General features: G+C 66.4%; 22 protein-coding genes. 11 read left to right on the top strand and 11 right to left on the bottom strand.

Going from position 1 to position 25,740, the window contains the following annotated elements:
- Window positions 1-88: 88 nt before the first annotated feature.
- A complete protein-coding gene (locus RS901_RS01180; RefSeq protein ID WP_316151000.1) occupies window positions 89-2,350 on the bottom strand; it encodes a DotA/TraY family protein in 2,262 nt (753 codons plus the stop codon).
- Between the two features lie 1,882 nt (window positions 2,351-4,232).
- Between RS901_RS01180 and RS901_RS01175 the strand changes: the two genes are divergently transcribed.
- Window positions 4,233-7,133: an EAL domain-containing protein gene (locus tag RS901_RS01175; RefSeq protein ID WP_316150998.1), complete on the top strand. Its 2,901-nt coding sequence runs from the start codon at window positions 4,233-4,235 to the stop codon at window positions 7,131-7,133.
- Between the two features lie 21 nt (window positions 7,134-7,154).
- Here RS901_RS01175 and RS901_RS01170 read toward each other — a convergent pair whose 3' ends face one another.
- From RS901_RS01170 to RS901_RS01160, 3 genes are all read right to left on the bottom strand, one after another.
- The gene (locus tag RS901_RS01170) at window positions 7,155-7,661 is read right to left on the bottom strand and encodes a DUF3318 domain-containing protein (RefSeq protein WP_316150997.1); all 507 of its coding nucleotides are present in this window, start codon (window positions 7,659-7,661) and stop codon (window positions 7,155-7,157) included.
- Window positions 7,658-8,038, bottom strand: a complete 381-nt coding sequence (locus RS901_RS01165) for a phage holin family protein (RefSeq protein ID WP_114131889.1) — start codon at window positions 8,036-8,038, stop codon at window positions 7,658-7,660. Before RS901_RS01165 ends, RS901_RS01170 begins: the two co-directional genes overlap by 4 nt.
- A gap of 178 nt (window positions 8,039-8,216) precedes the next feature.
- Complete coding sequence (locus RS901_RS01160; RefSeq protein ID WP_010813729.1) at window positions 8,217-8,543, bottom strand: DUF883 family protein; 327 nt, start codon at window positions 8,541-8,543, stop codon at window positions 8,217-8,219.
- 256 nt (window positions 8,544-8,799) lie between these two features.
- Between RS901_RS01160 and RS901_RS01155 the strand changes: the two genes are divergently transcribed.
- The gene (locus RS901_RS01155; RefSeq protein WP_316150996.1) at window positions 8,800-9,438 is read left to right on the top strand and encodes a peroxiredoxin; all 639 of its coding nucleotides are present in this window, start codon (window positions 8,800-8,802) and stop codon (window positions 9,436-9,438) included.
- Window positions 9,439-9,589: 151 nt separating this feature from the next.
- Here the strand turns inward: RS901_RS01155 and RS901_RS01150 are convergent, their stop codons facing one another.
- Window positions 9,590-10,783 carry an acyl-CoA dehydrogenase gene (locus RS901_RS01150; RefSeq protein WP_316150995.1) on the bottom strand — a complete coding sequence of 398 codons (1,194 nt, stop codon included), beginning with the start codon at window positions 10,781-10,783 and terminating at the stop codon, window positions 9,590-9,592.
- A 248-nt stretch (window positions 10,784-11,031) separates the two neighbouring features.
- Here RS901_RS01150 and RS901_RS01145 point away from each other — a divergent pair, with 248 nt between their 5' ends.
- Window positions 11,032-11,841: an IclR family transcriptional regulator gene (locus tag RS901_RS01145; RefSeq protein ID WP_316150994.1), complete on the top strand. Its 810-nt coding sequence runs from the start codon at window positions 11,032-11,034 to the stop codon at window positions 11,839-11,841.
- A gap of 25 nt (window positions 11,842-11,866) precedes the next feature.
- On the opposite strand, the gene kynA is transcribed toward RS901_RS01145, so the two are convergent.
- The 3 genes from kynA to kynB are packed head-to-tail and all read right to left on the bottom strand — an operon-like array spanning window position 11,867 to window position 14,710.
- A complete protein-coding gene (gene kynA, locus RS901_RS01140; RefSeq protein WP_316150992.1) occupies window positions 11,867-12,754 on the bottom strand; it encodes a tryptophan 2,3-dioxygenase in 888 nt (295 codons plus the stop codon).
- 13 nt (window positions 12,755-12,767) lie between these two features.
- Entirely contained in the window at window positions 12,768-14,024 is a 1,257-nt protein-coding gene (kynU, locus tag RS901_RS01135) for a kynureninase (protein ID WP_316150991.1), read from the bottom strand.
- Window positions 14,025-14,059: 35 nt separating this feature from the next.
- Window positions 14,060-14,710, bottom strand: coding sequence for an arylformamidase (gene kynB / locus RS901_RS01130; protein WP_010813723.1), 651 nt, complete (start codon window positions 14,708-14,710; stop codon window positions 14,060-14,062).
- A gap of 168 nt (window positions 14,711-14,878) precedes the next feature.
- Here kynB and RS901_RS01125 point away from each other — a divergent pair, with 168 nt between their 5' ends.
- A complete protein-coding gene (locus tag RS901_RS01125) occupies window positions 14,879-15,364 on the top strand; it encodes an Lrp/AsnC family transcriptional regulator (RefSeq protein WP_013957609.1) in 486 nt (161 codons plus the stop codon).
- 6 nt (window positions 15,365-15,370) lie between these two features.
- On the opposite strand, the gene RS901_RS01120 is transcribed toward RS901_RS01125, so the two are convergent.
- Both RS901_RS01120 and RS901_RS01115 read right to left on the bottom strand, forming a co-directional pair.
- A complete protein-coding gene (locus RS901_RS01120; RefSeq protein ID WP_114131884.1) occupies window positions 15,371-15,826 on the bottom strand; it encodes a MarR family winged helix-turn-helix transcriptional regulator in 456 nt (151 codons plus the stop codon).
- A gap of 17 nt (window positions 15,827-15,843) precedes the next feature.
- Window positions 15,844-16,401 (bottom strand): flavin reductase family protein, encoded by a 558-nt coding sequence (locus RS901_RS01115; protein ID WP_316153618.1) that lies wholly within the window; start codon window positions 16,399-16,401, stop codon window positions 15,844-15,846.
- 159 nt (window positions 16,402-16,560) lie between these two features.
- On the opposite strand from RS901_RS01115, the gene RS901_RS01110 reads away from it, so the two are divergent.
- The 5 genes from RS901_RS01110 to msrA all read left to right on the top strand — a co-directional run bounded on the left by RS901_RS01110 (window position 16,561) and on the right by msrA (window position 21,944).
- Window positions 16,561-17,631, top strand: coding sequence for a peptidase M29 (locus RS901_RS01110; protein ID WP_316150988.1), 1,071 nt, complete (start codon window positions 16,561-16,563; stop codon window positions 17,629-17,631).
- A complete protein-coding gene (locus RS901_RS01105; protein WP_316150987.1) occupies window positions 17,628-18,449 on the top strand; it encodes an alpha/beta hydrolase in 822 nt (273 codons plus the stop codon). Before RS901_RS01110 ends, RS901_RS01105 begins: the two co-directional genes overlap by 4 nt.
- Before the next feature lie 88 nt (window positions 18,450-18,537).
- Window positions 18,538-19,791 carry an acyl-CoA dehydrogenase family protein gene (locus tag RS901_RS01100; RefSeq protein WP_316150986.1) on the top strand — a complete coding sequence of 418 codons (1,254 nt, stop codon included), beginning with the start codon at window positions 18,538-18,540 and terminating at the stop codon, window positions 19,789-19,791.
- Entirely contained in the window at window positions 19,788-21,323 is a 1,536-nt protein-coding gene (locus RS901_RS01095; protein ID WP_316150985.1) for a class I adenylate-forming enzyme family protein, read from the top strand. The genes RS901_RS01100 and RS901_RS01095 overlap by 4 nt, the downstream gene beginning before the upstream one ends.
- Before the next feature lie 78 nt (window positions 21,324-21,401).
- Complete coding sequence (msrA, locus tag RS901_RS01090; RefSeq protein WP_316150984.1) at window positions 21,402-21,944, top strand: peptide-methionine (S)-S-oxide reductase MsrA; 543 nt, start codon at window positions 21,402-21,404, stop codon at window positions 21,942-21,944.
- A gap of 35 nt (window positions 21,945-21,979) precedes the next feature.
- On the opposite strand, the gene RS901_RS01085 is transcribed toward msrA, so the two are convergent.
- Entirely contained in the window at window positions 21,980-22,726 is a 747-nt protein-coding gene (locus tag RS901_RS01085; RefSeq protein ID WP_316150983.1) for an IclR family transcriptional regulator, read from the bottom strand.
- A 159-nt stretch (window positions 22,727-22,885) separates the two neighbouring features.
- Here RS901_RS01085 and RS901_RS01080 point away from each other — a divergent pair, with 159 nt between their 5' ends.
- Complete coding sequence (locus RS901_RS01080) at window positions 22,886-24,505, top strand: acyl-CoA carboxylase subunit beta (RefSeq protein ID WP_316150982.1); 1,620 nt, start codon at window positions 22,886-22,888, stop codon at window positions 24,503-24,505.
- A 53-nt stretch (window positions 24,506-24,558) separates the two neighbouring features.
- A complete protein-coding gene (locus RS901_RS01075; RefSeq protein WP_316150981.1) occupies window positions 24,559-25,719 on the top strand; it encodes an acyl-CoA dehydrogenase family protein in 1,161 nt (386 codons plus the stop codon).
- The last annotated feature ends 21 nt before the right edge of the window (window positions 25,720-25,740 follow it).

The following is a 25,740-nucleotide window of genomic DNA, read 5'->3' as shown; positions in this document are numbered from 1 at the left end:
TTTGGCCCGCCCCTTCCTTAGCGCGGATTTCAGAAAACTTCTAGCGTTGCCCCCGTCCCAGTGCGAGCGTGCCGGGTGCGCTTGCTCGTCAGTCACCAAGAAGCTCTCTATTTGAGGGTGACACGCTTGAGCTCGGTCTGAGCTCCCCTATCGCTCCAGCATCATTACTTGGCCGCTTCTGGCTGGTGCTCCCGAGGCCGCCAGCCCCGTGTTTAACCTCGCGTACCCCACCTACCAAGATGTCGTGGCCTTGTTCGCCTGCGCGCTCGGCAGAACCGATGCCACCCGCATGTGCGCCCAGCCAGCGGAGGATATTGTCTGGAATCCAGTGGATGAGCGAGAACACGATGTGGACCACCGTGGTCATGATGATCACGTAGATGGTGACATACGCGAAAAACGAGACGATACCGGTCATGGAGTCGGCCTGGACGCCTGCGACGACAGTCATCAACCCGACGTTGATGAGCCCCACGACTGGCTGTGTCAGGAGCATGCCCCCGATCAGACCGAACAGCATCAGAGCTGGTCGCATCACGAGGGAGAGAATCATCATGTACCCATGCCCGGCCTTTCCGACTGCATCGTCGCCGTCTGGGTGGACGTGGGCCACTGCGAACAGCGGGCCAGCAATCACTGACTCCAGTGCCAGCACGAACCAATTCACCACCGAGGTCATCCAAGTGATGAACGGGATCATAGGGACATAGCTCGATAGCACTGCCCCAAAAAAGAACAAAGCGATTACCATTGTGGTCACAAGGCCCGACAGGAACTGCAACACCGCGGCTCCGTCGAACCCAATCTTCGCCGTGCCTTGCGTGATCCAAGAGTTCGCAACACCCGTCGCGCCGGCCATGCCGACCAGGAGTGCTTCACCAGTGCCGACGATCGAATCCCCAAAGGACTTCATCTGGCTCATGTGATTGAGGTTTGAGCCCGCAATTTCCTGAGTCATTTGGTTAATGGCACCCATGAACGGTGCCGACATCAGCTTCCTCACGTACTCCCACGCGCCTTCCCCTTGCTGGGGAGGGCGCACGTTGGTCTCGTTGTAATAGACCTGGCGAATGCCCTCTACCCGATTCTTCGTGTACTCGTTGGCGGTGGCCATCGCATCCTGGTAGGTCTGCAGGACCTCCTGCGTTTCCTTGTCCGTGATATCGATAGGTTCAGACGTGGGTAGCCCGTTCAGCGTGGACTGCATCACATCGTTCATCTTGACGATGTGGTTGTACCAGGTGCCGGCGAAGATCCAGCCCCCATCCTTGGCGGCTTGAAGGAAGTCACTGCGGGCTCGGTCGTTCGTCTGCGATACGGCGCTCTTCGCCGCGTCACGCAGCGCGTTCTCGTAATTGTTTGCCGCCGTATCAATTGCACCCGGAGTGGGCTTTTGCCCGGCCACAATCTGGTTGGCGGTCGGCTGCAGTTCCTGGATCATGCGCTGCAGAGCCTGAGCGTGTGCAGTCATGATCGGCCCTTTGATTACCTTTGTATTGCTGTTGCCCTCGGACGCCTCCCATGACTGCTTCCAGGAGATTCCGCCGCAAACCGTCGGGTTGACGTAGCTATTGTCGTTGGCTTTCCACTGGTAGTTGCTGACCGTGTACTTGGCGTTCGACAGGTTCTTGATGGTCGTGTAGGCACCGACGACGGGTATCGCATCGAAGACGTCGTAGTTCAGCAGCTCACCGCTATTCATCATGACCTGCGTGGACGGCACCGGCTGAACTCTGGTGCCGCGGCCGGAGTCCTGGAACTGTTTGTTCATCGCGGCCGCGCAGACTTCGAATTTTAGGATGTTGGCGGCCAGAGGACGAGAGTCCGGGATCATCGGGCGGGAGATCATGTTGTCCCGATTGATCTGTTCGATCGCGGCCTTCCAGATGGCATCCGCAACGCCAACGCCTTGCAGTGCGAGCCAGAGTATGCCGATCTGGATCAGCGAATAGCCCGAGCCGAGAGGCAGCAGGAGGGCGGTGCCGGCGACGCTGCGCAGGATCACGTAAGGCGACTTCATGCTCTTGCCGAGAACCTCTCCGTCGTGCGCTGAGTCGATCGTGCCCTTGATCGTCGTGTAAGCGATGAACAGCATGCCCAGGAAAAGGACGGCGGCGTTGAAGACCTTCATCATCGCGCCAAGAACATCATCGTTCTGTCCGCCGCTGAAGTTCCCGCCGGATGAGATTAGCCCGATGATGTTCCCGAATACCTCTCGCAAGAAGTCTACGGAGGTGTCGCCTGCCGGCGGGGTGAATTGGTTGAGCGACATGCCGGTTGGGGAGTCTGCATAAGCAACGCCGGCGGTCAGCCCGAGCGCGAGCGCGCTAGTGAGTATGCGCCTGATCATTTCTTAATCCTGTGGGGTACAGGCGCAGTTGCCAGAGCCCAGAAATCCATAGCGAACAGCAGGGGAAACGGCAGAGCCAGCACCTTCCACGCTGTGGCGTGGTTACTCCCCAAAGAGTTCCACGCGCCACTCGCGCCAAGTGCAAAGGTTAGTGGGAACCACCAGCAACCCGGCAGCCGCATCCAGAGTCTATGCAAACCTAGGGGCGAGACCAGATTGCTTAACAGGAGCAAATAGGCGCCGGCTCGATGCGTTGCGCGATCGAATGCCTGTGACGCAAGGAATGATTTGATAGCTTCTAATGGCCTTCTCAATTCGGACCCCTTCAGTTGCCGCACCTCTGTCCAGTTACGGGAGAGGATAGAGTTGTGGCTTGGGGCGGAGTTCTTCGATCGCCCTGATGCAGATCTTTTCGACAGTGTTCTTCAGCTCGTTCTCTAATCGGGCCACGCAGGCAAGATCCCCCTGTCCACACTGCCCATGACTGGCGAAGTCGGCTGTACTGCGCTGGCAGTCTTGCATTGGCCCGGATTGGGGCTGCTGAGGCTGCCAAGGCAAAATTTCCGGCTTAACATCCGCGCTGCGATTGCCGCTTTGGGCCAGAGCGACCGTGCTGGCAAACGCGAGCGAGCAAGCTACGGCCCAAGCAATCACAACGTACTTCATGTATTGATTGCTGATCGTTAGTGCCGCGGAGGTGCTGGGTCGCCTTGCTTGCTCACAGGCAATTGGACGGTTGTGATGAACCATTAGAGGCCTCCGGTCTCGGCGTGGCCCGGCTGTCCAATTGGAAGGCGAGGCCTCCCAGTTCGCCGCATCGATGCTGCGCCTTCAACGCTCTCGGTTCCTCGGCGCGCTGCTACTTCGGCGAGCCATCGTCTAATGTCTGCGACAAACCAGACGGCGCGCCGCTTGGCTGGGAATGCTGTTTGGGGTAGCTCGCCCTTGTAGGCCATTTGCGTTACCGCCCCCTCGGTTGTTGCTAGAAGAGCTGCAAGCTCCGCGCGAGTGATGACCGCCTCGGCAGCCATACGACCAAAGGTCGCTCGGAAGTCGTTGTCGATTTTTCCCATGTCGTGATGGATGGTGATCACTGATGATCCCCATTCCCTTGCAGTTAGTACGTTGACGAATGTAAGATTTCCGGCAACACCAGTCGAAGGGCAGTTTTTGGCAAGGAGCAGCGTGAACAATGAACCCAACAGCGGCCGCATCCTCAAGCCAGCGCTGAGCCGGGTCGCGGCCCGGTTGGTGCAAGAGGCGATAAACAAGACTGGGTTCAGCTTCCCACAGCTAGACGAGGCATTGGATTTGCCTATCGGTACTACGTATAGCTATAGCGTCGCAAATCCCAAGAAGGCGCGCTCCCCCCAGGCATCGGCTATCCAGAGATTGGAGGAGAGGGTGGCTAGGCTAGTTGGCCGAAAAGCGAACACTTTGGTTGTCCGGGACGTCCGTCTTTGGATGGAAGGGTGGCCATCCGGACCACGCATCGTGCCAAGCGAGTTCAAAAGACCACGATCGCGAGGTAAGAGGAAGACGTACACCCCTTCTAAGGCGGCTCTGGCGATTGTCCCTGCTTAGGGGGGGGCAGTTCTCGGCTCTGCCGGAATTCTGCCGGAGCGTGGCGGTGATCCTGCGAGATCAGCAGTGATACAGAGTGACGGAAACCCTTGAAATGCCAGGCGATCTGGGGTAACGTTCTAGCAGCTTGGTTTGACTTTTAATCCGTTGGTCGCGTGTTCGAGTCACGCACGACCCACCAGTATTACGAAGGGCCTGTGGCGCAAGTCACAGGCCCTTTTTGCGTCTGGCATGCCCCGATAGTGGGGGGTCCATTAACTAGTTCGAGGTAGAGACTTGGACCTGCCTGCGCAGCACAATGGGTCAACCGCGGCGTGTTGACCGCGGTCCATCAGGACGGCCGCGAGACACGGCCCACCAACAAGACCCTATGCGGCGAGCAGGCGTTTCCTTGCCGGCCAGCGGGCACGTGCTGCGCATTATCTGGCCGTTCGTGCCGGTGGTCGTTGCACTGGCGTTGTTCAGCATCGCCAGCCTGGACCTGTTGTCGGCTGCGCGTGCCTTTGTCGCGGGCGAGAGCCAGTGGTCCAAGGGCCAGAAGAACGCCGTGCTGCACCTGCTGCGCTACGGCGACGATCGCGATCCGGCGGATTTCGAGGCATACCTGGAGTCGATCGCGATTCCGCTGGGTGACCACCGCGCGCGCCTGGAGCTCGACCGCGACGAGCCTGACCTGGAACGCATCCATGAAGGGCTCCTTGCCGGCGGCAACCATCCCGAAGACATTCCGCGGATAGTGCGGCTCTACCGGAATTTCCGCCATATCCAGGAGGTCGATGCCGCGATCCGCGTGTGGGCCGCGGGCGACATCGAGATATCTGCCCTGCACGAACAGGCACTGACCCTGCGCCGGCTGATCCGCCAGCCCGGCTGCGGGGACGATTGCGTGGCGCCAGTGCTGCGCAACATTGCGCAGATCGACGCCAGGCTGACGCCGCTGGAGCGGGCCTTTTCGAGCCATCTGGGCCAGGCCTCGCGCCGCGTGACGCGGCTGCTGACCACCGGCAGCGCGGTGATGGCGGCAGCGCTGCTGATGTCGGCGATCCTGCTGTCGGTGGCGCCGTTGCGGCGCGAGCGCCGGCTGCGCGAGGCGCTGGCGCAGCGCGAAGAGCAGTTGCAGCTGGCGGTGGAGGGCAGCAACGACGGGCTATGGGACTGGCATCTCGGCCGTGGCGAGCTGTACTTCTCGCCGCGCTGCGCGCAGATGCTGGGCTACCAGGACGCCGAGCTGCCGCATGCGCGTGAGACCGTGCTGGGCCTGCTGCATCCTTCCGATCTGGCCGCCTTCGAGGCCAAGCTGGCCCACCATCTGCGCAGCGGCGAGCCCTTTGACGCCGAATTCCGCCTGCGCAACCGCGCCGGCGATTACCTGTGGGTGCGCGCCCGCGGCCGGCTGGTGCGCGGGGCGGGGCGCCGGCGCGCGCGCATGGCGGGGTCGCTCACGAATATTTCCGACCACAAGCGCTACGAGACCCAGCTCTTTGCCGAGAAGGAGCGCGCCCAGGTCACGCTGCAGGCCATCGGCGACGCGGTGGTGACGGCCGATGTGTGGGGGCGCGTGGAATCGCTCAACCCCGCGGCCGAGGCCCTGACCGGCTGGCGCGAAGCCGACGCCCGCGGCCTGCCGCTGAGCAGCGTCTGCGTGCTGCGCGACGAGGAAAGCCTGGCGCCGCTGCCCGATATTGTCACGCTGGCGCTGCGCCAGCGCTGGCGCAGCCGGTCGGCGCAGCTGGTGCGGCGCGATGTGTCCGGGCTGCCCGGACAGGCGCTGGCGGTCAAGCCATCGGTGGCGCTGATCCGCGACCGTGCCGCGCAGGCCATCGGCGTGGTGGTGGTGCTGCACGATATCAGCCAGGAACGCGCCCATGCGGCGCGCCTGGCGTACGAGGCCAGCCACGATGCGCTGACCGGCCTGGTCAACCGCGCCGAGTTCGAGCGCCGGCTCGGCGCGGCGATCACGCGGACACGCGAGCAGGGCACCACCCATACGCTGATGTACCTGGACCTGGACCAGTTCAAGGTGGTCAACGACACCTGCGGGCATGCCGCCGGCGACGAGCTGATCCGGCAGATGGCGGAGGTCATGCGCAGCCAGCTGCGCCGCAGCGACACGCTGGCCCGGCTGGGCGGTGACGAGTTCGGCGTGCTGCTGGAGCATTGCGGCACCGGCGATGGCGAACGCGTGGCCGAGGCCTTGCGCCATGCCATTGCGTGCTTCCGCTTTGCGCATCGCCAGCGCACCTTCACGCTGGGCGTCAGCATCGGCCTGGTCACGCTGGACCGGCAGACCGTCAACGTCGCCGAGGCGTTGAGCGCGGCCGACGCGGCCTGCTACGTGGCCAAGGAGGGCGGGCGCAACCGCGTGCAGGTCTACCATCCGCTGGACAGCGTGGTGCAGGCGCGCCACGGCGAGATGGAGTGGGTCAGCCGCGTGCATGCGGCGCTGGCGGCTGGCCGCTTCTGCCTCTACTCGCAGGAGATCGTGCCGGCGCACGATGGCGCGTTGCCGCAGACGGGCCGCCATGTGGAACTGCTGCTGCGCATGGTCGATGAACGTGGCCGGCTGGTGCCGCCGATGGCGTTCGTGCCGGCCTGCGAGCGCTACAACCTGATGCCGATGATCGACCGCTGGGTGGTCGAGACCGCGTTTGGCACCCTGGCGGGACGGCAGGCGGAGATTGCCACCTGCGCGATCAACCTGTCAGGCTCGTCGCTGGCGGACATCCAGTTTCCCGATTTCGTGCGCGAGCAGGCGCAGCGCTTCGGCATCGCGCTGGACGGCATCTGCTTCGAGATCACGGAGACCGCGGCGATCTCCAACCTGGCGCAGGCCGGCGCGTTCATCCTGCAGTTGCAGCAGCTGGGCTGCAAGTTTGCGCTGGATGACTTCGGCGCGGGCATGTCGTCGTTCACCTACCTCAAGCACCTGCCGGCGGCCTACCTGAAAATCGACGGCAGCTTCGTGCGCGACATGCTGGCTGACCCGGTCAACCTGGTGATGGTGGAAGTGATCCAGCGCATCGGCCATGCCATGGGCAAGCAGACCATTGCGGAATTCGTTGAGAGCGAGGCCATGCTCGAACGGCTGCGCGAGCTGGGCGTGGACCTGGTGCAGGGCTACCACATTGCGGCGCCGGTGCCGTTTGCCCCGGCGGATGCCGAGGCCGGCGACCGGCCGGCGCTGGCGCTGGCGGGCTGAGCCGCCAGGCCCGGCCGTGGGTCAGGGAACGAGCGGATCGCGGAAGCCGGTATCGGCGCCGGGCGGGGTGCCGGCCGGCGCGGGCGTCGGCACGGTTGCGGGCGGCACGGCCTGGTGCCTGGCCTCGCGCCAGGTGTTGTACACCCAGTAGGCGGCGCCAGCTGCCAGGCCGACCTTGGACAGCTTCCAGGTCCAGCGCAGCACCGGCGTGCGCTTGACCAGCGGCAGCGCCAGCGTCAATACAGTGCTCAGCAGCGGGTAGTCCTTGGTCATGCCGACCACTTTCATCCACGACCCCGGACGGGCGATGCGCGGCAGCCAGTGGCCGATAGTGCCCAGGCGGTGCGCGCCACCCCGCACCTCGTGCAGGGCCTGCAGGCAGTCGTAGCGTTCCAGCGCGGCGCGGGTCAGCAGCAATTCCTTGCGCACCGCCAGCGGCAGGCGTACCTCTTGCGTGAACCGGGCCCGCCGCGGGTGATCGCGGCGGTTGTGTCCGGCTGCGCTGTCGTCGGGTTCCAGGGGGCTCATCGGCGCAGGATCTCCCGGTCTTTGTCGATTTCGGCGAGCGTGGCCTCCAGCATCGGCGGGGCGTTGCGCACCAGGTTGCGTGCGTACGCCAGGCAAATCGCGCACAGCACCAGGTAAAGGACCGTCAGTGCGCCCAGCGCCTGCCAGCGGTAGGTGTCCCAGAACAGGATGGCGACCAGCCCGGTCAGGGTGACCAGCCCGATGCCAAAGAACACCAGGCCGAAGCAGGCCAGCAGCGCGACCTTCATCAGGCGCGTGCGTTCCTCGGCAAGCTCCACGCTGGCGAGTTCGAGGCGGGTCTGGATCATCGCCACCAGCGAGCCGGCCAGGTTGCGCACGGATTCGAGGAACTTGGGGGAAGGGGGGGATTCGCTCATGCGGCTCCGGCGTGAAAGAGCGGCGCGACGGCGTGGCCGTACGCGCCTTTCCGGCAGGCGGGGCCGGGTGTGGCGCCATGGTGTGTCGCCAACATGCTTGTGCCCCGGCCACTGGCAACCCGATGACCGGGTTGCCGCTCAGGCGCGGCACCAGCATGCCGCGCCGGGTTGGAATCGCTTACTTGCGGTTCAGCAGCAGACCGATCAGCAGACCAACCCCGGCCGCCACGCCCACGGCGCGCCACGGGTGGTCATGCACGTAGTCGTCGGTGGCGCGTGCTGCGGCCTTGCTCTTGGTCACGACGGCGTCTTGCAGGTCCTGGGCCTTTTCCTTGGCTTGCTTGAGGAGGCCCATGCCACGCTCGCGCAGTTCGGCGGCCTTTTCCCCGGTGGTCGAGGCGGCTTGCTTCAGCAGTTCCTCGGCGTCGGACAGAACGGTCTTGACATCGCTCATCAGTTTCTCCTGTTTGCGGGCGGTTGGTTCGGTTTGTGCGGATTCTGACATTTTCTACGCTCCGAGGCTAACGGCATTTGTCGGTCTGATACTTAGCATATGTGGCGGGCGGCCGTGGTTTCAAGGCTACACGCCAGCAAGCGCGACGCTGCAGTGCCTGGTATCGCAAGCATGCCGGAAAGCACGCGTGATGAATGTCAGGAAATGTTTATATGACTTCGAGTGATTTTGTAGTGACTTTATATTCGTTTGGGTTGGATATCAATCCGGATACTCTGGTTCCACCCCGAAATCAGGAGAACAGAACATGGCATTGCGTCTTGGCGATATCGCCCCGGACTTCGAGCAGGATTCGAGCGAAGGCCGCATCCGCTTCCATGCATGGCTTGGCGACAGCTGGGGTGTGCTGTTCTCGCACCCGGCTGACTACACGCCCGTGTGCACCACCGAACTGGGCCTGACCGCCAAGCTGAAGGATGAATTCGCGCGCCGCGGCGTCAAGGCGATCGCGCTGTCGGTGGACAACGTGGACTCGCACCGCGGCTGGATCCAGGATATCAACGAGACCCAGTCGACCCAGGTCAATTTCCCGATCCTGGCCGATGGCGACCGCAAGGTGTCGCAACTCTACGACATGATCCACCCGAACGCGAACGAGACCCTGACGGTGCGCTCGCTGTTCATCATCGACCCGAAGAAGAAGGTGCGCCTGATCATCACCTATCCCGCCAGCACCGGGCGCAATTTCAACGAGATCCTGCGCGTGATCGACTCGCTGCAGCTGACCGACAACCACAGCGTGGCCACGCCGGGCAACTGGCAGGACGGTGACGACGTGGTGATCGTGCCCTCGCTGAAGGACGAGGCGGTGATCCGCGAGAAATTCCCCAAGGGCTACCAGGCGGTGCGGCCGTACCTGCGCCTGACGCCCCAACCCAACAAATGAACGCGGCCCCGCTTGAAGGCGGGGCCGGCGTGAACGACAGGTGTTTTATCGACGGGGGCAGCCTCGTCGTCTCCTTGGTAGTGTGCTTGGCCCGGCTTTGCAGCCGGGCCTTTTTATTGCGGAGAGCCTGTGCGCGAGTCGCGGATGGCGATCAGAAGAAGGCCTGCAGGCCGGTCTGGGCGCGGCCCAGGATCAGCGCGTGGATGTCGTGGGTGCCTTCATAGGTGTTGACCACCTCCAGGTTCACCACGTGGCGGATCACGCCGAACTCATCCGAGATGCCGTTGCCGCCGAGCATGTCGCGCGCCACGCGGGCGATGTCCAGCGACTTGCCGCACGAGTTGCGCTTCATGATCGAGGTGATTTCCACCGCGGCGGTGCCTTCGTCCTTCATGCGGCCCAGGCGCAGGCAGCCTTGCAGGCCCAGCGTGATCTCGGTCTGCATGTCGGCCAGCTTCTTCTGCACCAGCTGCGTGGCGGCCAGCGGGCGGCCGAACTGCTTGCGGTCCAGCGTGTACTGGCGCGCGGTGTGCCAGCAGAATTCGGCGGCGCCAAGCGCGCCCCAGGCGATGCCGTAGCGGGCCGAGTTCAGGCACGTGAACGGGCCCTTCAGGCCGCTCACGCCCGGCATGATGTTCTCTTCCGGCACGAACACCTGGTCCAGCACGATTTCGCCGGTGATCGAGGTGCGCAGGCCGACCTTGCCGTGGATGGCCGGTGCCGACAGGCCCTTCCAGCCCTTTTCCAGGATAAAGCCGCGGATCTCTTCCTTGCCGTTATCGCCTTGCAGCTTGGCCCAGACCACGAACACGTCGGCGATCGGCGAGTTGGTGATCCACATCTTGGCGCCGGTCAGCTCATAGCCGCCGTCGACCTTCTTGGCGCGGGTGACCATCGAGCCCGGGTCGGAGCCGTGGTTCGGCTCGGTCAGGCCGAAGCAGCCGATCCATTCGCCGGTGGCCAGCTTGGGCAGGTACTTCTGCTTCTGCGCTTCGGTGCCGAATTCATGGATCGGCACCATCACCAGCGACGACTGCACGCTCATCATCGAGCGGTAGCCCGAATCGACGCGCTCGACTTCACGCGCGATCAGGCCGTAGCTGACGTAGTTCAGGCCCGGGCCGCCGTATTGTTCGGGGATGGTCGGGCCGAGCAGGCCCAGTTCGCCCATCTCGCGGAAGATCTCGATGTCGGTCTTCTCATTGCGGAACGACTGAAGCACGCGCGGCATCAGCTTGTCCTGGCTGTACGCCGCGGCGGCGTCGCGCACCATGCGTTCTTCGGCGGTCAGTTGCTGGTCCAGCAGCAGGGGGTCGGCCCAGTGGAATTCGGCGTTGGCAGCCATGCAGGTCTCCTTCGGTAGCGCGGGGGAAGCATCGGGGGCGGGGCGAATGGTCGCTTGCCGCACCGGCGCTTCCGGGAATCGTGATGGGTTCGGTGATCTTCGCGGAGGGTTTTTGTGGTTCCGCATTGCGGAACTGTGTTCCGTTGAATTAGTATATCGCAATGGCTTTGCCGTGCAACAGGCAAAACCCCCGACACCCATGCCTTTGTGCGATGAGCGGACAACCGCCGACCTGAGAGGAGCCGCCCTTGACCAGTCCGTCACTTTCTCCCGATGCCACGCCGCCCGCGCCGGTGCGCGACAGCGATCCCAACTTCGTCACCGCCCTGGCGCGCGGGCTGGAGCTGATGCGCTGCTTCCGCACGGGCGAGGCGATGCTCGGCAACCAGGACTTCGTGCGCCGCACCGGCTTCCCCAAGGCCACGGTGAGCCGGCTGGCCGGCACGCTGGTGCAGCTGGGTTACCTGCGCTATGACGAGAGCCTGGGCAAGTACGCGCTGGATGCCGGCGTGCTGGCGCTGGGCTATGCCTACCTGTCGGCGTCCGACGTGGTGTCGCTGGCGCGGCCGCATATGCTGGCGTTCGCGCAGTCATACGGGGTCTCGGTCTCGCTGGGCAAGCGCGAGCGCATGGAAGTGATCTACCTGGAATCGATCCGCAACGATGCGGGCGTGATGCTGGGGCTGGGCGTGGGCTCGCGGCTGTCGCTGGTGTCGAGTTCGATGGGGCGGGCGTACCTGGCCGCGCTGCCGGCGGCGCGGCGCGAGCGGGTCATGGCTGAGTTCAGCCAGGCGTTCCCCGAGCAATGGAAGCAGCAAGAGACGGCCACGCGCGTGGCCCTGGCCGAGGCGCAGCAGCGCGGCTATGCGGCATCGTTCCGCGACTGGCATCCGGCCATCCATGCCTGTGCGGTGGCATTCCGGCCGGTGGGGGAGAAGGAGTTGCACATGCTGAGTTGCAGTGCTTCCTATGGGACGGTGGATGAGGCGGTGTTCCACCAGACGCTGGCGCCGGCGTTGCGGGCGCTGGCGGCAAGGTTGTCGGACCCGGCGGGCTGACGGCCAGGTCCGACGTGCGCAGGTGTTACAGGTCCGTGCGCAGCTTCCACAATTCCGGAAACAACACCACATCCAGCATCTTGCGCAGATAGCTGACGCCTTCCGTGCCGCCGGTACCACGCTTGAAGCCAATCACCCGCTCAACCGTGGTCACATGCCGGAAGCGCCATTGCCGGAACGCATCTTCCAGGTCGACAAACTTCTCGCCCAGTTCATACAGTTCCCAGTGCGCGCCGGGATTGCGGTAGACCTCCAGCCAGGCGGCCTCGACCGAAGCGTTATACGCGGTGGGCTGCGTCCAGTCCCGCTCGACGCAGTCCGCATCGATCGCAAATCCACGCCTTGCCATCAACCGGATCGCCTCGTCATACAGCGACGGCGTCTTCAGCGCGGTTTCCACCAGCGCCAAATGCTCCGGCCGGTGCGCGTGCGGCTTCAGCATGGCAGCGTTCTTGTTGCCGAGGATGAACTCGATCTCGCGGTACTGGTACGACTGGAAGCCTGACGACATGCCCAGGTAGGGCCGCATCGCCGAGTATTCCGGCGGCGTCATCGTCGCCAGCACGTTCCACGCCTGCACCAGCTGGTCCATGATGCGCGACACCCGCGTCAGCATCTTGAACGCCGGCGGCAGGCTGTCGGTCTTGACCGATTCGCGCGCGGCGCGCAGCTCGTGCAGCATCAGCTTCATCCACAGCTCGGTGGTCTGGTGCTGCACGATAAACAGCATCTCGTTGTGGTCCGGCGACAGCGGGTGCTGCGCATTCAGGATCTGGTCCAGTCCGAGATAGTCGCCGTAGCTCATGTCCCTGGCGAAATCCATCTGCGCACCGTGCCAGTTGTCACCTTGCGGCGCAGCCTGGCCTGCGGTGCCGGCCTCGCCGGAAAAAGGGCATCCCTTGAATTCACTCATGATGCGCTCCCGATCAGGTCACCTGGCCGCGCGTCTGGAAGCGCGCGTCGCGATAGGCGCCGCTGTCCAGCACATCGCGCAGGATTTCCACAGCATCCCACACCTCGGTGAAGCTGGTGTACAGCGGCGTGAAGCCGAAGCGGGCAATGCGCGGCTCGCGGTAGTCGCCGATCACGCCGCGCTCGATCAGGGCCTGCACCAGCGCATAGCCGTCCGGGTGCTCCAGGCTGACCTGGCTGCCGCGGCGCGCGTGCTCGCGCGGAGTGACCAGCGTCAGCGGGTGGTGGCCGCAGCGCGCCTCCACCAGTTCAACGAACAAGTCGGTCAGCAGCAGTGACTTGGCGCGCAGCACCTGCATAGTGGTCTGGGCGAAGATGTCCAGGCCGCATTCCACCATCGCCAGCGAAGTCACCGGCTGCGTGCCGCACAGGAAGCGGCGCACGCCTTCAACCGGGCGATACTGCGGGTCCATCGCGAACGGCGCGGCATGGCCCCACCAGCCCGACAGCGGCTGCCAGAAGGCATCGCGCAGCGCGGGCGCGACCCAGACGAAGGCGGGCGAGCCCGGGCCGCCGTTCAGGTACTTGTAGGTGCAGCCGATGGCGTAGTCGGCCCCGGCCGCCTTCAGGCTGACCGGAACGGCGCCGGCGGAGTGGCACAGGTCCCACACCGTGAGCGCGCCGCGGGCATGGGCCAGTTCGGTCAGCGCGGCCATGTCCAGCATCTCGCCGGTCTTGTAGTTGACGTGGGTGAGCATCAGCACGGCGGTGTCGGCGCCCACGGCGGCGTCGATCTCGGCCGGCGAATTGACCAGGCGCAGCGAATAGCCCTGCTGCAGCAGGTCGGCCAGGCCCTGCGCGATGTACAGGTCGGTGGGGAAGTTGCTGGCCTCCGACACGATCACCTTGCGCGCCGGGTCGCGCGTCTGCTGCACGCGCAGCGCCGCGGCCAGCACCTTGAACAGGTTGATCGAAGTGGTGTCGGTCACCACCACTTCATCCTGGCCGGCGCCGACCAGCGGGGCCAGCTTGTTGCCCAGCCGCTGCGGCAGCTCGAACCAGCCGGCGGTGTTCCAGCTGCGGATCAGGCCCTCGCCCCATTCTTCGGCCACCACCTGGGCGGCGCGCGTGGCGGCGGCGCGTGGGCGGGCGCCCAGTGAGTTGCCGTCGAGGTAGATCACGCCCTCGGGCAGCGCGAACTGGTCGCGCAGCGGGCGCAGCGGGTCTTGCTGATCGAGCCGGATACAGTGCTCGCGGTCAAATGTCGTCATGTCGTGGGATTGGCCAGGGGTTGTTCGGGAGTGGTTCAGTCGAGGCTGCGCAGCACCGCGCGCACCGGGCTGGCGTCGAGCCCGGCAAAGCGCAGCGGCAGCGCGATCAGTTCGTAGTCGCCGGCATCGACCTCATCCAGCACGATGCCTTCCAGGATGGCCAGCCCGTGCCGGCGCACGGCGTTGTGCGCGTCCATGGTCTTGGATTCCTGCGGGTCCAGCGATGGTGTGTCGATGCCCACCAGCTGCACGCCGTGCGCGGCCAGCAGCGCGATGGTCTCGGCCGCGACCGCGCAGAAGTGCGGGTCCCACTGCGCCAGCGGCGCCTGCCGGTAGGTGCGCAGCAGCACGCGCGGCGGCAGGCCGGCCAGCGCGTGTTCGATATGGCGCGGCTCGACCACCGGCGAGGCGCCGATGCAATGGATCACGCGGCAGGTGCCAAGGTAGGGCGTGAGCGGCACGGCGCCGATCGGCGCGCCGTCGGCGGCGTAGTGCAGCGGTGCGTCGGCGTGCGCGCCGGTGTGCGGCGACAGCGTGATGCGGCCGACATTCACCGGGCAGTGCTCGTCCATCTGCCAGGCCGGCTGCTGCTGGAACGGCGTGTCGCCGGGCCAGACCGGGGTGGCGGGGGAGAGCGGCGGGCTGATGTCCCACAGCCGGCGCGGGTCTTGGTTGGGGGCGGTCATAAGGGTGGTGCGGGGTGCGCGGCGCCTTTGCAAGGCGCCGTCGTTGTCTGCCTCGATGTCGGAAATCATAGTCAAAATTGGCGGCAAGAGGCTTGCTAAATGGACCGTCGATGCAGTCATCTTTCGCATAAAATGCGAAGAATTGATGATTTATCGAAGGAAATTCGAATGAACCTCGATCCCACCGATCTGCGCATCCTGACCTGCCTGCAGGAGAACGGCCGCATCAGCAACCAGGACCTGGCCGACCGCGTGGCGCTGTCGCCTTCGGCATGCCTGCGGCGGGTGCGCCTGCTGGAAGAGTCAGGGGTGATCGGCGGCTACCGCGCCTGGTTCGACGCCGAGCAGCTCGGGCTGGAGCTTGAGGCGATCGTGCAGGTGTCGATGCGCCATGACGTGGAAGGCTGGCACGACACCTTTATCGCCGCGGTGCAGTCGTGGCCGGAAGTGCTGTCGGCGTACATCATCACCGGCGACAGCAACTACATCCTGCGGGTGCAGGCGCGCAACCTGAAGCACTACTCGGACTTCATCGTGAACCGGCTGTACCGCACCAAGGGCGTGATGGATATCCGCTCGAATATCGTGCTGCAGAGGATCAAGGTGGACAGTTCGCCGCTGGCGATCCTGAAGGCTGGCGCGGAGGGTGCCTAGCCTAGCCTAGCGTTGCGTATGCAGCGCAATCAGCTGCCGCAGGGTTTCCTTGAGCAGCGCACCCTGGCGGGGGCCAAAGTCGTCCAGCACTGCGCGCTCGTGCTGGGCGGCGCGCGCCAGCAGCGGCTGCGCCAGCGCGAGGCCGCGCGGGGTGATGGAGATCAGCGCCTGGCGGCGGTCGGTCTGGCCGGCGCGGCGCGTCACCAGCCCGTCGGCAGCCATGCGGTCGACCAGCTTGGTCAGCGTCGGCTGCTTGGTCAGCGTGATTTCGGCGAGCGTGCCGATGGTGCAGTCGGGGCGATCGGCCAGCGTGGCCAGCACGCGCCATTCCTGCACGGACAGGCCGCTGGCTTCGACTTCGCGGTGGAATTCGCCCGAGATCAGGTGGCTGGCGCGGGCCAGCAGGTAGGCCAGGTAGCCATCGACAAAGGGCAGGGGGGATTGCGCAGGCAGGTCCGCCATGATGGGCCCGGTGCCGTTCAGAGGTCGAGGGGGGCGGTGGTGGTGAACTGGCCGCCCTGGAATACCAGCGGACCGTCGCTGCCATCGAGCACGCCGCAGCGCTCGACTTCACCCACGAAGATGATGTGGTCGCCCTCGTCGTAGCGGCTGCGGTTGTGACATTCGAACCAGGCCAGCGCATTGGACAGGATCGGCAGGCCGGTGGCCGAGAGCCGGTAGTCCACGCCGGCGAAGCGGTCGCCCTTGAGGGTGGCGAAGCGCTGGCACAGCTCCAGCTGCGAGGCCGACAGCACGTTGACGATGTAGTGCGTGCCGTCGCGGAACATCGGCAGGCTGTTGGCGCGCGTGGCCATGCTCCACAGCACCAGTGGCGGATCCAGCGACACCGAATTGAACGAACTGGCGGTGATGCCGATGAACGGCGGCGCGCCGGCGGCGACAGAATCGGCGCTGGCCCGCGTAGTGATCACCGTCACCCCGGTCGCGAACTGCGACAGGGTGCGGCGGAAGTGCTGCGCATCGAAATCTGGTGCGGCGGCGCTGGCGATCTGTGGCTGGGCCTCAGGCATGCCCATGGGGGCTCCGCTGGAGTTCATGAAATTTCATATATATTATTCGCGCCAGGGGCAGCAAGTTCAAGCCCGGCCGTGCGCTTATTTGCGGCCGCGGCGCTGGGCTGGCGCATACAACAAGGCGGGCACTGCCGCCGATACAACAAGCAGGAGACAAACGTCATGCTCATCGAGCAGATCGAACACCGCTGGCTGGCGGCATTCCGGCGCACGCTGGAACTCTGTGCCCTGCAGGGTGCGGAAGTCGTTGGAATTGTAACGGAGTCGCAATCCCGCCCTGTCAACGTGGCCTTGGCCGAGCTGGCCGTGCAGTCGCTGGGCGCCACCCCGGTGCGCATCCAGGTGCCGACACCGGCACTTAGTGCGCCTGCGCCGGTGCGCTCCACCGGCGCCAGCGATGCCTTGCAGAGCCTCGCTCCGGTGGTGGCGGCCTTGTCGCGCTGCCACCTGGTGCTGGATTGCACGGTGGAAGGCCTGCTGCACGCGCCGGAACTGCCGCTGATCCTGCGCGGCGCCGACGGCATCGTGCCGCGCATGCTGATGGTCAGCAACGAACACCCCGAGATCCTGGAACGTTGCCAGCCCGACCCGGCGCTGGAAGGCAGCGTGCGCGCCGCCATGAAGCGCCTGCGCGGCGCGCGCGAGATGCGCGTGCATTCGCCGGCTGGCACCGAGTTGCGCATCGGCCTGGCCGACGCCCGCGTGGGCGGGGTCTGGGGATTCTGCAACAAGCCCGGCCAGGTTTCGCACTGGCCCGGCGGGCTGTGCCTGGCGTTTCCGGCCAGCCGCCAGGTCAACGGCACGCTGGTGCTGGCGCCGGGCGACGTCAACCTGACCTTCAAGACCTACCTGCGCGATACCGTGGTCTGCCATATCGAGGACGACTACATCGCCGGCGTCGAGGGGCAGGGCGTGGATGCCGACATGATGCGCGGCTACTATCAGGCCTGGGCCGACCGCGAGGGCACGCGCGATGCGTACGCGGTCTCGCACGTGGGCTGGGGCCTGAACCGGCTGGCGCGCTGGGACGCGATGACCTTCTACGACAAGCGCGACTGCAACGGCACTGAGCTGCGCGCGTTTGCCGGCAACTTCCTGTTCTCGACCGGCGCCAACGAGGTGGCCGGGCGGCATACGCTGGGCCATTTCGACCTGCCGCTGCGCAACTGCACGGTATCGCTGGATGGCCGCAATGAGGTGGAAGCAGGCACGCTGGTGGAGGTGGCGGCATGAGCGCGAGCGCGACGATGCAACGCCACGCCAACGGCATTGCCACGCTGGCCTGGGGCGATGGCCCGGTGGCGGTGGTGATGCTGCACGGCATCGGCGGCGGCAAGGCCGCCTGGCCCACGCAGGGCGAGGCGCTGGCGCAGGCCGGCTACCGTGCCGTGGCCTGGGACATGCCCGGCTACGGCGACAGCGCCCTGATCGATCCCTATGACTTCGACGGGCTGGCGCAAGCGCTGGCGCCGCTGCTGCAGGCCGAGCGCGACGCCGGCCGGCACGTGGTGCTGCTGGGCCACAGCATGGGCGGCATGGTGGCGCAGCAGGCCTGCGCAGCCGCGCCCGCGCTGATCGACGGCATGGTGCTGTCCGGCACCTCGCCCGCCTTTGGCAAGGGCGACGGGCCCTGGCAGCGCGAGTTCATCGCCGCGCGCACCGCGCCGCTGGACGCCGGCAGGACCATGGCCGAGATGGCCGCCGGGCTGGTGCGCACCATGGTCGCGCCCGATGCCGAGCCACAAGCCGTGGCCTTCGCCACGGCGGTGATGGCGGCAGTGCCGGCGCCCACCTACCGCGCGGCGCTGGGCGCGCTGGTGCGCTTCAACCAGCGCGACGCGCTGCCGCGCATCGCGGTGCCGGTGCTGGCGCTGGCCGGGCAGCACGACACCAATGCCGCGCCCGAGGTGATGCAGCGCATGGCGCAGCGCATTCCCGGCGCCGAATACCGCTGCCTGCCGGATGTCGGCCACCTGGCCTGCATGGAGCGGCCCGCGCTGTTCAACGAGGCGGTGCTGGATTTCCTGCACCGGCGCTTCCCCGTGCACTGAACCACGCCGCTTCCCGGCAACGCAACACAAGAACCACCGCCGCGCCGCGACCGCATCCGGCGCGAGCAGGAAAACAGGAGACCGCGACATGCCATCCGGCCAGCTCGACTTCATTCCCGCCATCGGTACGGCGGACTTCACCCCGCAACAAGCGCGCCTGCTGGCACTGGCCAACCGCCTGGGCCGCGAACGCTTTGCGGCGCGCGCAGCCACCTGGGACCGCGAGGCCAGCTTCCCCTTCGCCAACTATGCCGACCTGCGCGAGGCCGGCCTGCTGGCCCTGTGCGTGCCGCGGGCGTTCGGCGGCGAGGGCGCGGACTTTGCCACCTACTGCATGGTGGGCGCCGAGATCGGCCGCTTCTGCGGGGCCACGGCGCTGACGTACAACATGCATATCTGCTCGACCATGTGGACCGGCGTGCTGTCCGACGGCATCGACATGACGCCTGAGCAGCGCGCCGAGCACGAAGCCCGGCGCGAGCTGCATTTCTCGCGCGTGGTGCGCGACGGCGCGGTCTATGCGCAGCCGTTCTCCGAAGGGTCCGCCGCCGCCGCGGGCAAGGCGCCGTTCGGCACCACCGCGCGCAAGGTCGAGGGCGGCTGGGTGCTGAACGGGCGCAAGATCTTCGCCTCGCTGTCGGGCGCGGCCGACTACTACGGCATCCTGTGCACCGAGGACCGTGGCGACCAGCATCCCGACATGCGCGACACGCTCTACATTGCCGTGCCCGGCAAGGCGGAAGGGCTGACGGTGACCGGCGAGTGGGACCCGATGGGCATGCGCGGCACGGTGTCGCGCACGCTGCTGCTCAAGGACGTGTTCGTGCCCGACCATGAGCAGCTGATGCCGCGCGGCGTCTACTACCGCGCGGCGCAGACCTGGCCGGCGATGTTCTTCACGCTGTCGCCGACCTACCTGGGCGTGGCGCAAGCCGCCTACGACTTCACCGTGCAGTACCTGCGCGGCGAGGTGCCGGGCCAGCCGCCGGTCAAGCGTCGCATGTACCCGACCAAGCAGATCGCGGTGGCGCAGATGCGCATCCAGCTGGAAACCATGCGCTCGCTCTTCTGGCGCGTGATCCATGAGGCGAAGCCCAATCCGACCAAGGACGAGCGCCTGCGCCTGTACGCCGCGCACTACACCGTGATGGAAGGCGCCAACGACATCGCCCGGCTGGCGATCCGCACCTGCGGCGGGCAGTCGATGCTCAAGGACCTGCCGCTGGAGCGGCTCTACCGCGACTCGCGCTGCGGCGCGCTGATGCTGCCCTGGACCGCCGAGCTGATCCTGGACCGCATGGGGCGCGAGACCCTGTACGAATCCGGCGAGCGCGACGAATGAGCGCCACCCGCAGCGCCATGCGTGCGGGCGCCGCCGGGCTGGGCGCGCTGCCGGCCATGCTGCATGGCCATGCCGCCGCGGCACCGGGGCGGCCGGCGTTGCACTACCTGGGCCGCACCTTCACCTATGGCAAGCTGTGGCGGCACGTCGAGCGTGGCAGCGCCCACCTGGCAGCGACGTGGGGCATCCGCGCGGGCGACCGCGTCGGCACGCTGTGCCTGAACCACGAGCTGCAGCTGGTGCTGCTGTTCGCCTGCGCGCGTGTCGGGGCGATGTTCGTGCCGCTGAACTACCGGCTGGCGCCGGCGGAGCTGCGTACCATCGCCGCCCACGCGCAACTGGCCGCGCTGTTCCATGACGAGCGCCATGCTGGGCTGGCGCAGGAGGCTGGCGGCGGCTGCCAGGTCGCGCATCTCGACCGGCTGGTCGACCATCCCGCGCCGTTTGGCGTGGCCCATCCGCCGGTGCCGGAAGAGGCGCCGCTGCTGCTCGCCTACACCTCCGGAACCACCGGCAAGCCCAAGGGCGCGGTGCATACCCAGGCCGGGCTGCTGGCCAATGCGCGCGCCAGCTGGTGGGCGCACGGTATGACGGCGGATGACCACGTGCTGTCGGTGCTGCCGATGTTCCATGTCGGCGGGCTGTGCATCCAGACGCTGCCGGCGCTGCTGGCCGGGGCGCAGGTCACGCTGCACGACCGCTTTGCGCCGGATGCCTGGCTTGGCGCGGTCGCGCAGGCGCGGCCGAGCCTGTCGCTGATGGTGCCGGCCACGTTGCGCGCGGTGCTGGAGCACCCCGGTTGGCCCGGGGCCGACCTGTCGGCGCTGCGCGGCGTGATGGCAGGTTCGTCGACCATCCCGCTGTCGTATATCGAGGCCTTCCATGCGCGCGGTGTGCCGCTGGGGCAGGTCTATGGCGCGACCGAGACGGGTCCGGTGTCGGTGGTGCTGAAGCTGCAGGATGCGGTGGCCCGGCCTGGCTATGCCGGCTGGCCGCAGCCGGAAGCGCAAGTCCGGCTGGCCGGCCCGGACGGCGCCGAGGTGGCGCAGGGCGCAGTCGGTGAACTCTGGGTGCGCGGTGCCAACCTGATGGCTGGCTACTGGAACCAGCCTGATAACGGCCTGGCCGACGGCTGGTTCCATTCCGGCGACCTCGCGCACCGCGATGCCGGCGGCTGCATCGAAGTCGTCGGCCGCAGCAAGGACATGATCATCTCGGGTGGCGAGAACATCTATCCCGCCGAGATCGAGAATGTGCTGGTCGGCCTGCCCGGGGTGCGGGAGTGCGCGGTCGTCGGCGTGGCCGATGCGCGCTGGGGCGAGGTGCCGGTGGCGGTGATCGTGCCCGCGCCGGGCGCGCCGCGTGACGCGCTGGGGGCGGAGACGCTGCGCGAACTGCTGGCCACGCGCATTGCCCGCTTCAAGCTGCCGCGCGAGGTGGTGCTGCTGGACGACCTGCCGCGCAGCGCGCTGGGCAAGGTGCTCAAGCCGCAACTGCGCGCGATGCTGGAGGCGCAGCGCCAGCCTGGCTGAATCTGCTGCAAGGGCGTCAATCTGCGCTTATGCTTGAGGCCGTGACACCACAGACGACAACGCAAGGGAGCGGCGCAAATGGAACATGGACTTGAAACGGCCACGCTGGGCGGCGGGTGCTTCTGGTGCCTGGAAGCGGTTTTCCAGCAGGTCGATGGCGTGGTGGCGGTGGAGTCCGGTTATACCGGCGGGCATGTGGATCACCCGACTTACCAGCAGGTCTGCGACGGGGATACCGGGCACGTCGAGGTGGTGCGTGTCACCTTCAATCCGTCGGTGATCAACTTTCGCCAGATCCTGGAGATCTTCTTCGCCATCCACGACCCGACCACGCCAGACCGGCAGGGCAACGATGTCGGGACGCAGTACCGGTCGGCGATCTTTACGCATTCGGAAGCGCAGCGGGCCACGGCGGAATACGTGATGCGGGAGCTGGCAGCGGCCAAGGTTTTTGATGCGCCGATCGTTACGCAGGTCGAGCCGGAGCAGCCGTACTGGCGCGCCGAGGCAAGTCACCAGAACTACTATCAGGACAATCCGAGTCAGGGGTACTGTGCCCTGGTGATCTCGCCGAAACTGGCCAAGTTTCGAAAGCAGTTTGGGGGGAAGTTGAGGAAGTAGGGACTGGGCGCCTGGGTCGGCGCCAGAAACCGGCCCTAACTTCCCTGCGCAAACATCGCGCCGACAATCGCCCCCATCTCATGCCGCCGCGCCGCCGGCATCCGCGACGCAGTCGACATGATGCTGATGGCCGCCTCGGCGCCCATTTCCAGGGGCAGTGCAATGCCCACGCCTGCCACCCCCTCCGCGCCGGCAAGCGCATAGCCCAGCTTGCGGGCGCGCTCTACGCCGCGCAACAGCCTGAGCAGGCTCAGGCCCCCGGCTGCGTACTCGGCGCGGTGCCGCTCGTAATGCGCACGCACCGCCTCGTTGTCCATCTTCGCCAGCAACGCCATGCTGCCGGTGCCCTGGCCCAGCAGGCGGGAAGTGCCGGTCAGCAAGTGGAAGGTCTTGATCCGGTGGCTGCCTTCCTCGGTATGCAGGCAGTGCCCATGGTCGCCGATGCGCACGGTCAGGAACACCGCGTCGCCCGTGAGCCGGGCCAGCGCCTTCATCTTGCTCACCAGCGCGCTGTTGGGCGGCGGCCGGTTCATCGCGCGCAGGCCCAGCGCCATGGCGGCAGTGCCCAGGTGATAACGCTTGCCCCCCGACTCGCGCTCGACATACCCCGCGGATTCCAGGAAGCGCGCCATCCGGTGCGCGGTGGTACGGTCGATCTGCGCGATCGCGGCGAGCTCGGGCAGGGTCAGTCCCGCCTCGTGATGCTCGGCGAGCAGCCGGAGCAGGGCGAAGGCACGGGACAGGCTCTGCACGCCGCCGGGCGAGGGGGTCTTGGTGGGCATGGGAAGGTGCGTCGGGGGGCGCTTTGGGGGTGGCGGATGCCGCGCCCCGCATCCCGGGTTTCTGGCTTGTGCACATTATGCACAAAGTGAGTGATTGCGGTTGTCCCGGGCGGCGTGGTGGTTTGCAATCCATGCATCACGGAACCTCACGCAAGCGCCATGATTCCCATCGACTCACGCATCGACTCATCTTCCGACGCATTCGCCAGCCAGCGCGCCGGCATGCAGGCCCTGATCGACCGCCTCCATGGCCTCGAACAGCGTGCCGTGGCGGCCTCGGAACGCGCCCGGCCTACCTTTGCCAAACGCGGGGCGCTGCTGCCGCGCGAGCGCATCGGCCGCCTGCTGGACGCAGGCGCGCCGTTCCTGCCGATTGCGACGCTGGCCGGCTTCGGCATGGACGACCCCGACCCCGAAACCTCCATCCCCGGCGGTTCGCTGGTGGCCGGCATCGGTTTCGTCTGCGGCGTGCGCTGCATGGTGCTGGCCACGGATTCCGGCATCGACGCCGGTGCCATGACCGAGGCCGGCAACATGAAGCTGATGCGCTGCCAGGAGATCGCGCTGGAAAACCGGTTGCCATTCATCCACCTGGTGGAATCGGCCGGTGCCAACCTGCGCAAGTACCGCGTCGACAAGTTCGTGCGCGGCGGCGCGCTGTTCTACAACCTGGCTCGCCTGTCCGCGGCCGGGCTGCCGGTGATCACGGTCGTGCATGGCTCGTCCACTGCGGGCGGCGCCTACATGCCGGGGCTGTCCGACTACGTGGTGATGGTGCGCAATCGCGCGCGCGCCTTCCTGGCGGGGCCGCCGCTGCTGAAGGCCGCCACCGGCGAAGTCGCCACGGATGAGGAGCTGGGCGGCGCCGACCTGCATGCCACGGTCAGCGGCCTGGCCGAATACCTGGCCGAGGACGACGAGCACGCCATTGCCACCGCGCGCGACATTGTTGCCAGCCTGGACTGGCCGACCGTGGCGACGGAGCCCGCGCAGCCCGCCCGCCCGCCGCGGCTCGACGCGTCAGAGCTGGATGGCGTGATGACGCTCGACATGAAGCGCCCGGTGGATATGCGCGAGGTGATCGCGCGCATCGTCGACGACTCCGCCTGGCTGCCGTTCAAGCCCGACTATGGTCCCGGCACGGTGTGCGGCCACGCCCGCATCGAAGGCAATACGGTCGGCTTCATCACCAACAACGGTCCCATCGACCCGGCCGGCGCCACCAAGGCCGCGCAGTTCATCCAGCTATGCAACCAGTCGGACACGCCGATCGTGTTCCTGCAGAACACCACCGGCTTTATCGTCGGCCGTGCCTCGGAAGAGGCCGGCATGATCAAGCATGGCGCCAAGATGATCCAGGCGCTGTCGAACTCGACGGTGCCGCAGATCACGCTGTACTGCGGGGCCTCGTTCGGGGCGGGCAACTTCGGCATGTGCGGACGGGGCTTCCGGCCGCGCTTCTGCTTCTCGTGGCCGAACGCGCGCACCGCCGTGATGGGCGGCGAGCAGGCCGCCATGACGCTTGAGATCGTGGCGCGCCAGCAGGCCGCGCGCAAGGGCGTGCCGGTCGATGAGGCGCAGCTTGCCAGCCAGACCGCCCATATCGTTGCCAACTTCGAGCGCCAGGCCAGCGCCTTTGTCACCAGCGGGCTGCTGCTGGACGACGGCGTGATCGACCCGCGCGACACGCGCGCCGTGCTGGCCTTCGTGCTGGCCACCGCGCGCGAGGCCAGCCTGCGCAAGCCGCATGCGATCCAGTTTGGTGTCGGGCGCTTCTGAGCGCTGCCGCCATCCCTACACGTCCCAAACGAACAAGACACCAGGAGACCACCATGCTTTACACGGAAGACCACCGCAACATCATGGACAGCATCCGCCGCTTCGTCTCGGCGGAGATCGATCCCTTCGTCGATGAGTGGGAAGCCGCCGAGATTTTCCCGGCGCATGCACTGTTCAAGAAGATGGGCGACCTCGGTTTCCTCGGCATCACCAAGCCGGTCGAATACGGCGGCATGGGGCTCGACTTCTCCTACGCCGTTGCCGCCGCCGAGGCACTGGGCTATGCCCACGCACAGGGCGTGGGCATGGGCGTGGGAGTGCAGACCGACATGGCGACGCCGGCGCTGACCGCGTTCGGCTCGGACGAGCTCAAGCGCAACTACCTGGCCCCTGCCATCGCTGGCGACATGGTGTGCTCGATCGGCGTGTCCGAAGCCGGCGCCGGTTCCGACGTGGCCTCGCTCAAGACCCGTGCGGTGCGCGATGGCGACGACTATGTCATCTCCGGCTCCAAGATGTGGATCACCAACGGCACCCAGGCCGACTGGATCTGCCTGCTGTGCAATACCTCTGACGGCCCGGTCCACAAGAACAAGTCGCTGATCGTGGTGCCTCTCAGGGAAGATGGCAAGCGCGTGCGCGGCGTGGAAGTGCAGAAGATCAGGAAGTTCGGCATGTGGTGCTCCGACACCGCGCAGATCTTCTTCGATGAAGTGCGCGTGCCGGTGCGCAACCGCATCGGCGACGAGGGCATGGGCTTCATCTACCAGATGAAGCAGTTCCAGGAAGAGCGGCTGAACGGCGCGGCGCGCCGGCTGGCCTGCAACGCGCTGATCGAGGAGACCGCCGACTATCTGCGCCAGCGCATCGCCTTCGGCAAGCCGCTGCTGGACAACCAGTTCATCCAGTTCAAGCTGGCCGAGCTCAAGACCGAGATGGAGGCGCTGCGCGCGCTGGTCTACATGGCCACGCAGACCTATATCAACGGGGGCGATGTCATTGAACTGGCGTCGATGGCCAAGCTCAAGGCCGGGCGCCTGTCGCGCGAGGTGGCCGACTGGTGCATGCAGTTCCAGGGCGGCATGGGCTACACGTGGGACAACCACGCGTCGCGCGCCTATCGCGATTTCCGGCTGGGCTCGATCGGCGGCGGGGCGGACGAGGTCATGCTCCAGGTCATTGCCAAGCAGATGGGCCTGATGTCGCGCGGCTGACGCGACCCTGAACCGACCACC

Origin of the sequence: Cupriavidus sp. BIC8F, from assembly GCF_032465815.1 — a bacterium.
GTDB classification, from domain to species: domain Bacteria; phylum Pseudomonadota; class Gammaproteobacteria; order Burkholderiales; family Burkholderiaceae; genus Cupriavidus; species Cupriavidus necator.
The sequence above is the reverse complement of the archived record's forward strand: the minus strand, read 5'-3'. Positions and strand labels throughout refer to the sequence as shown.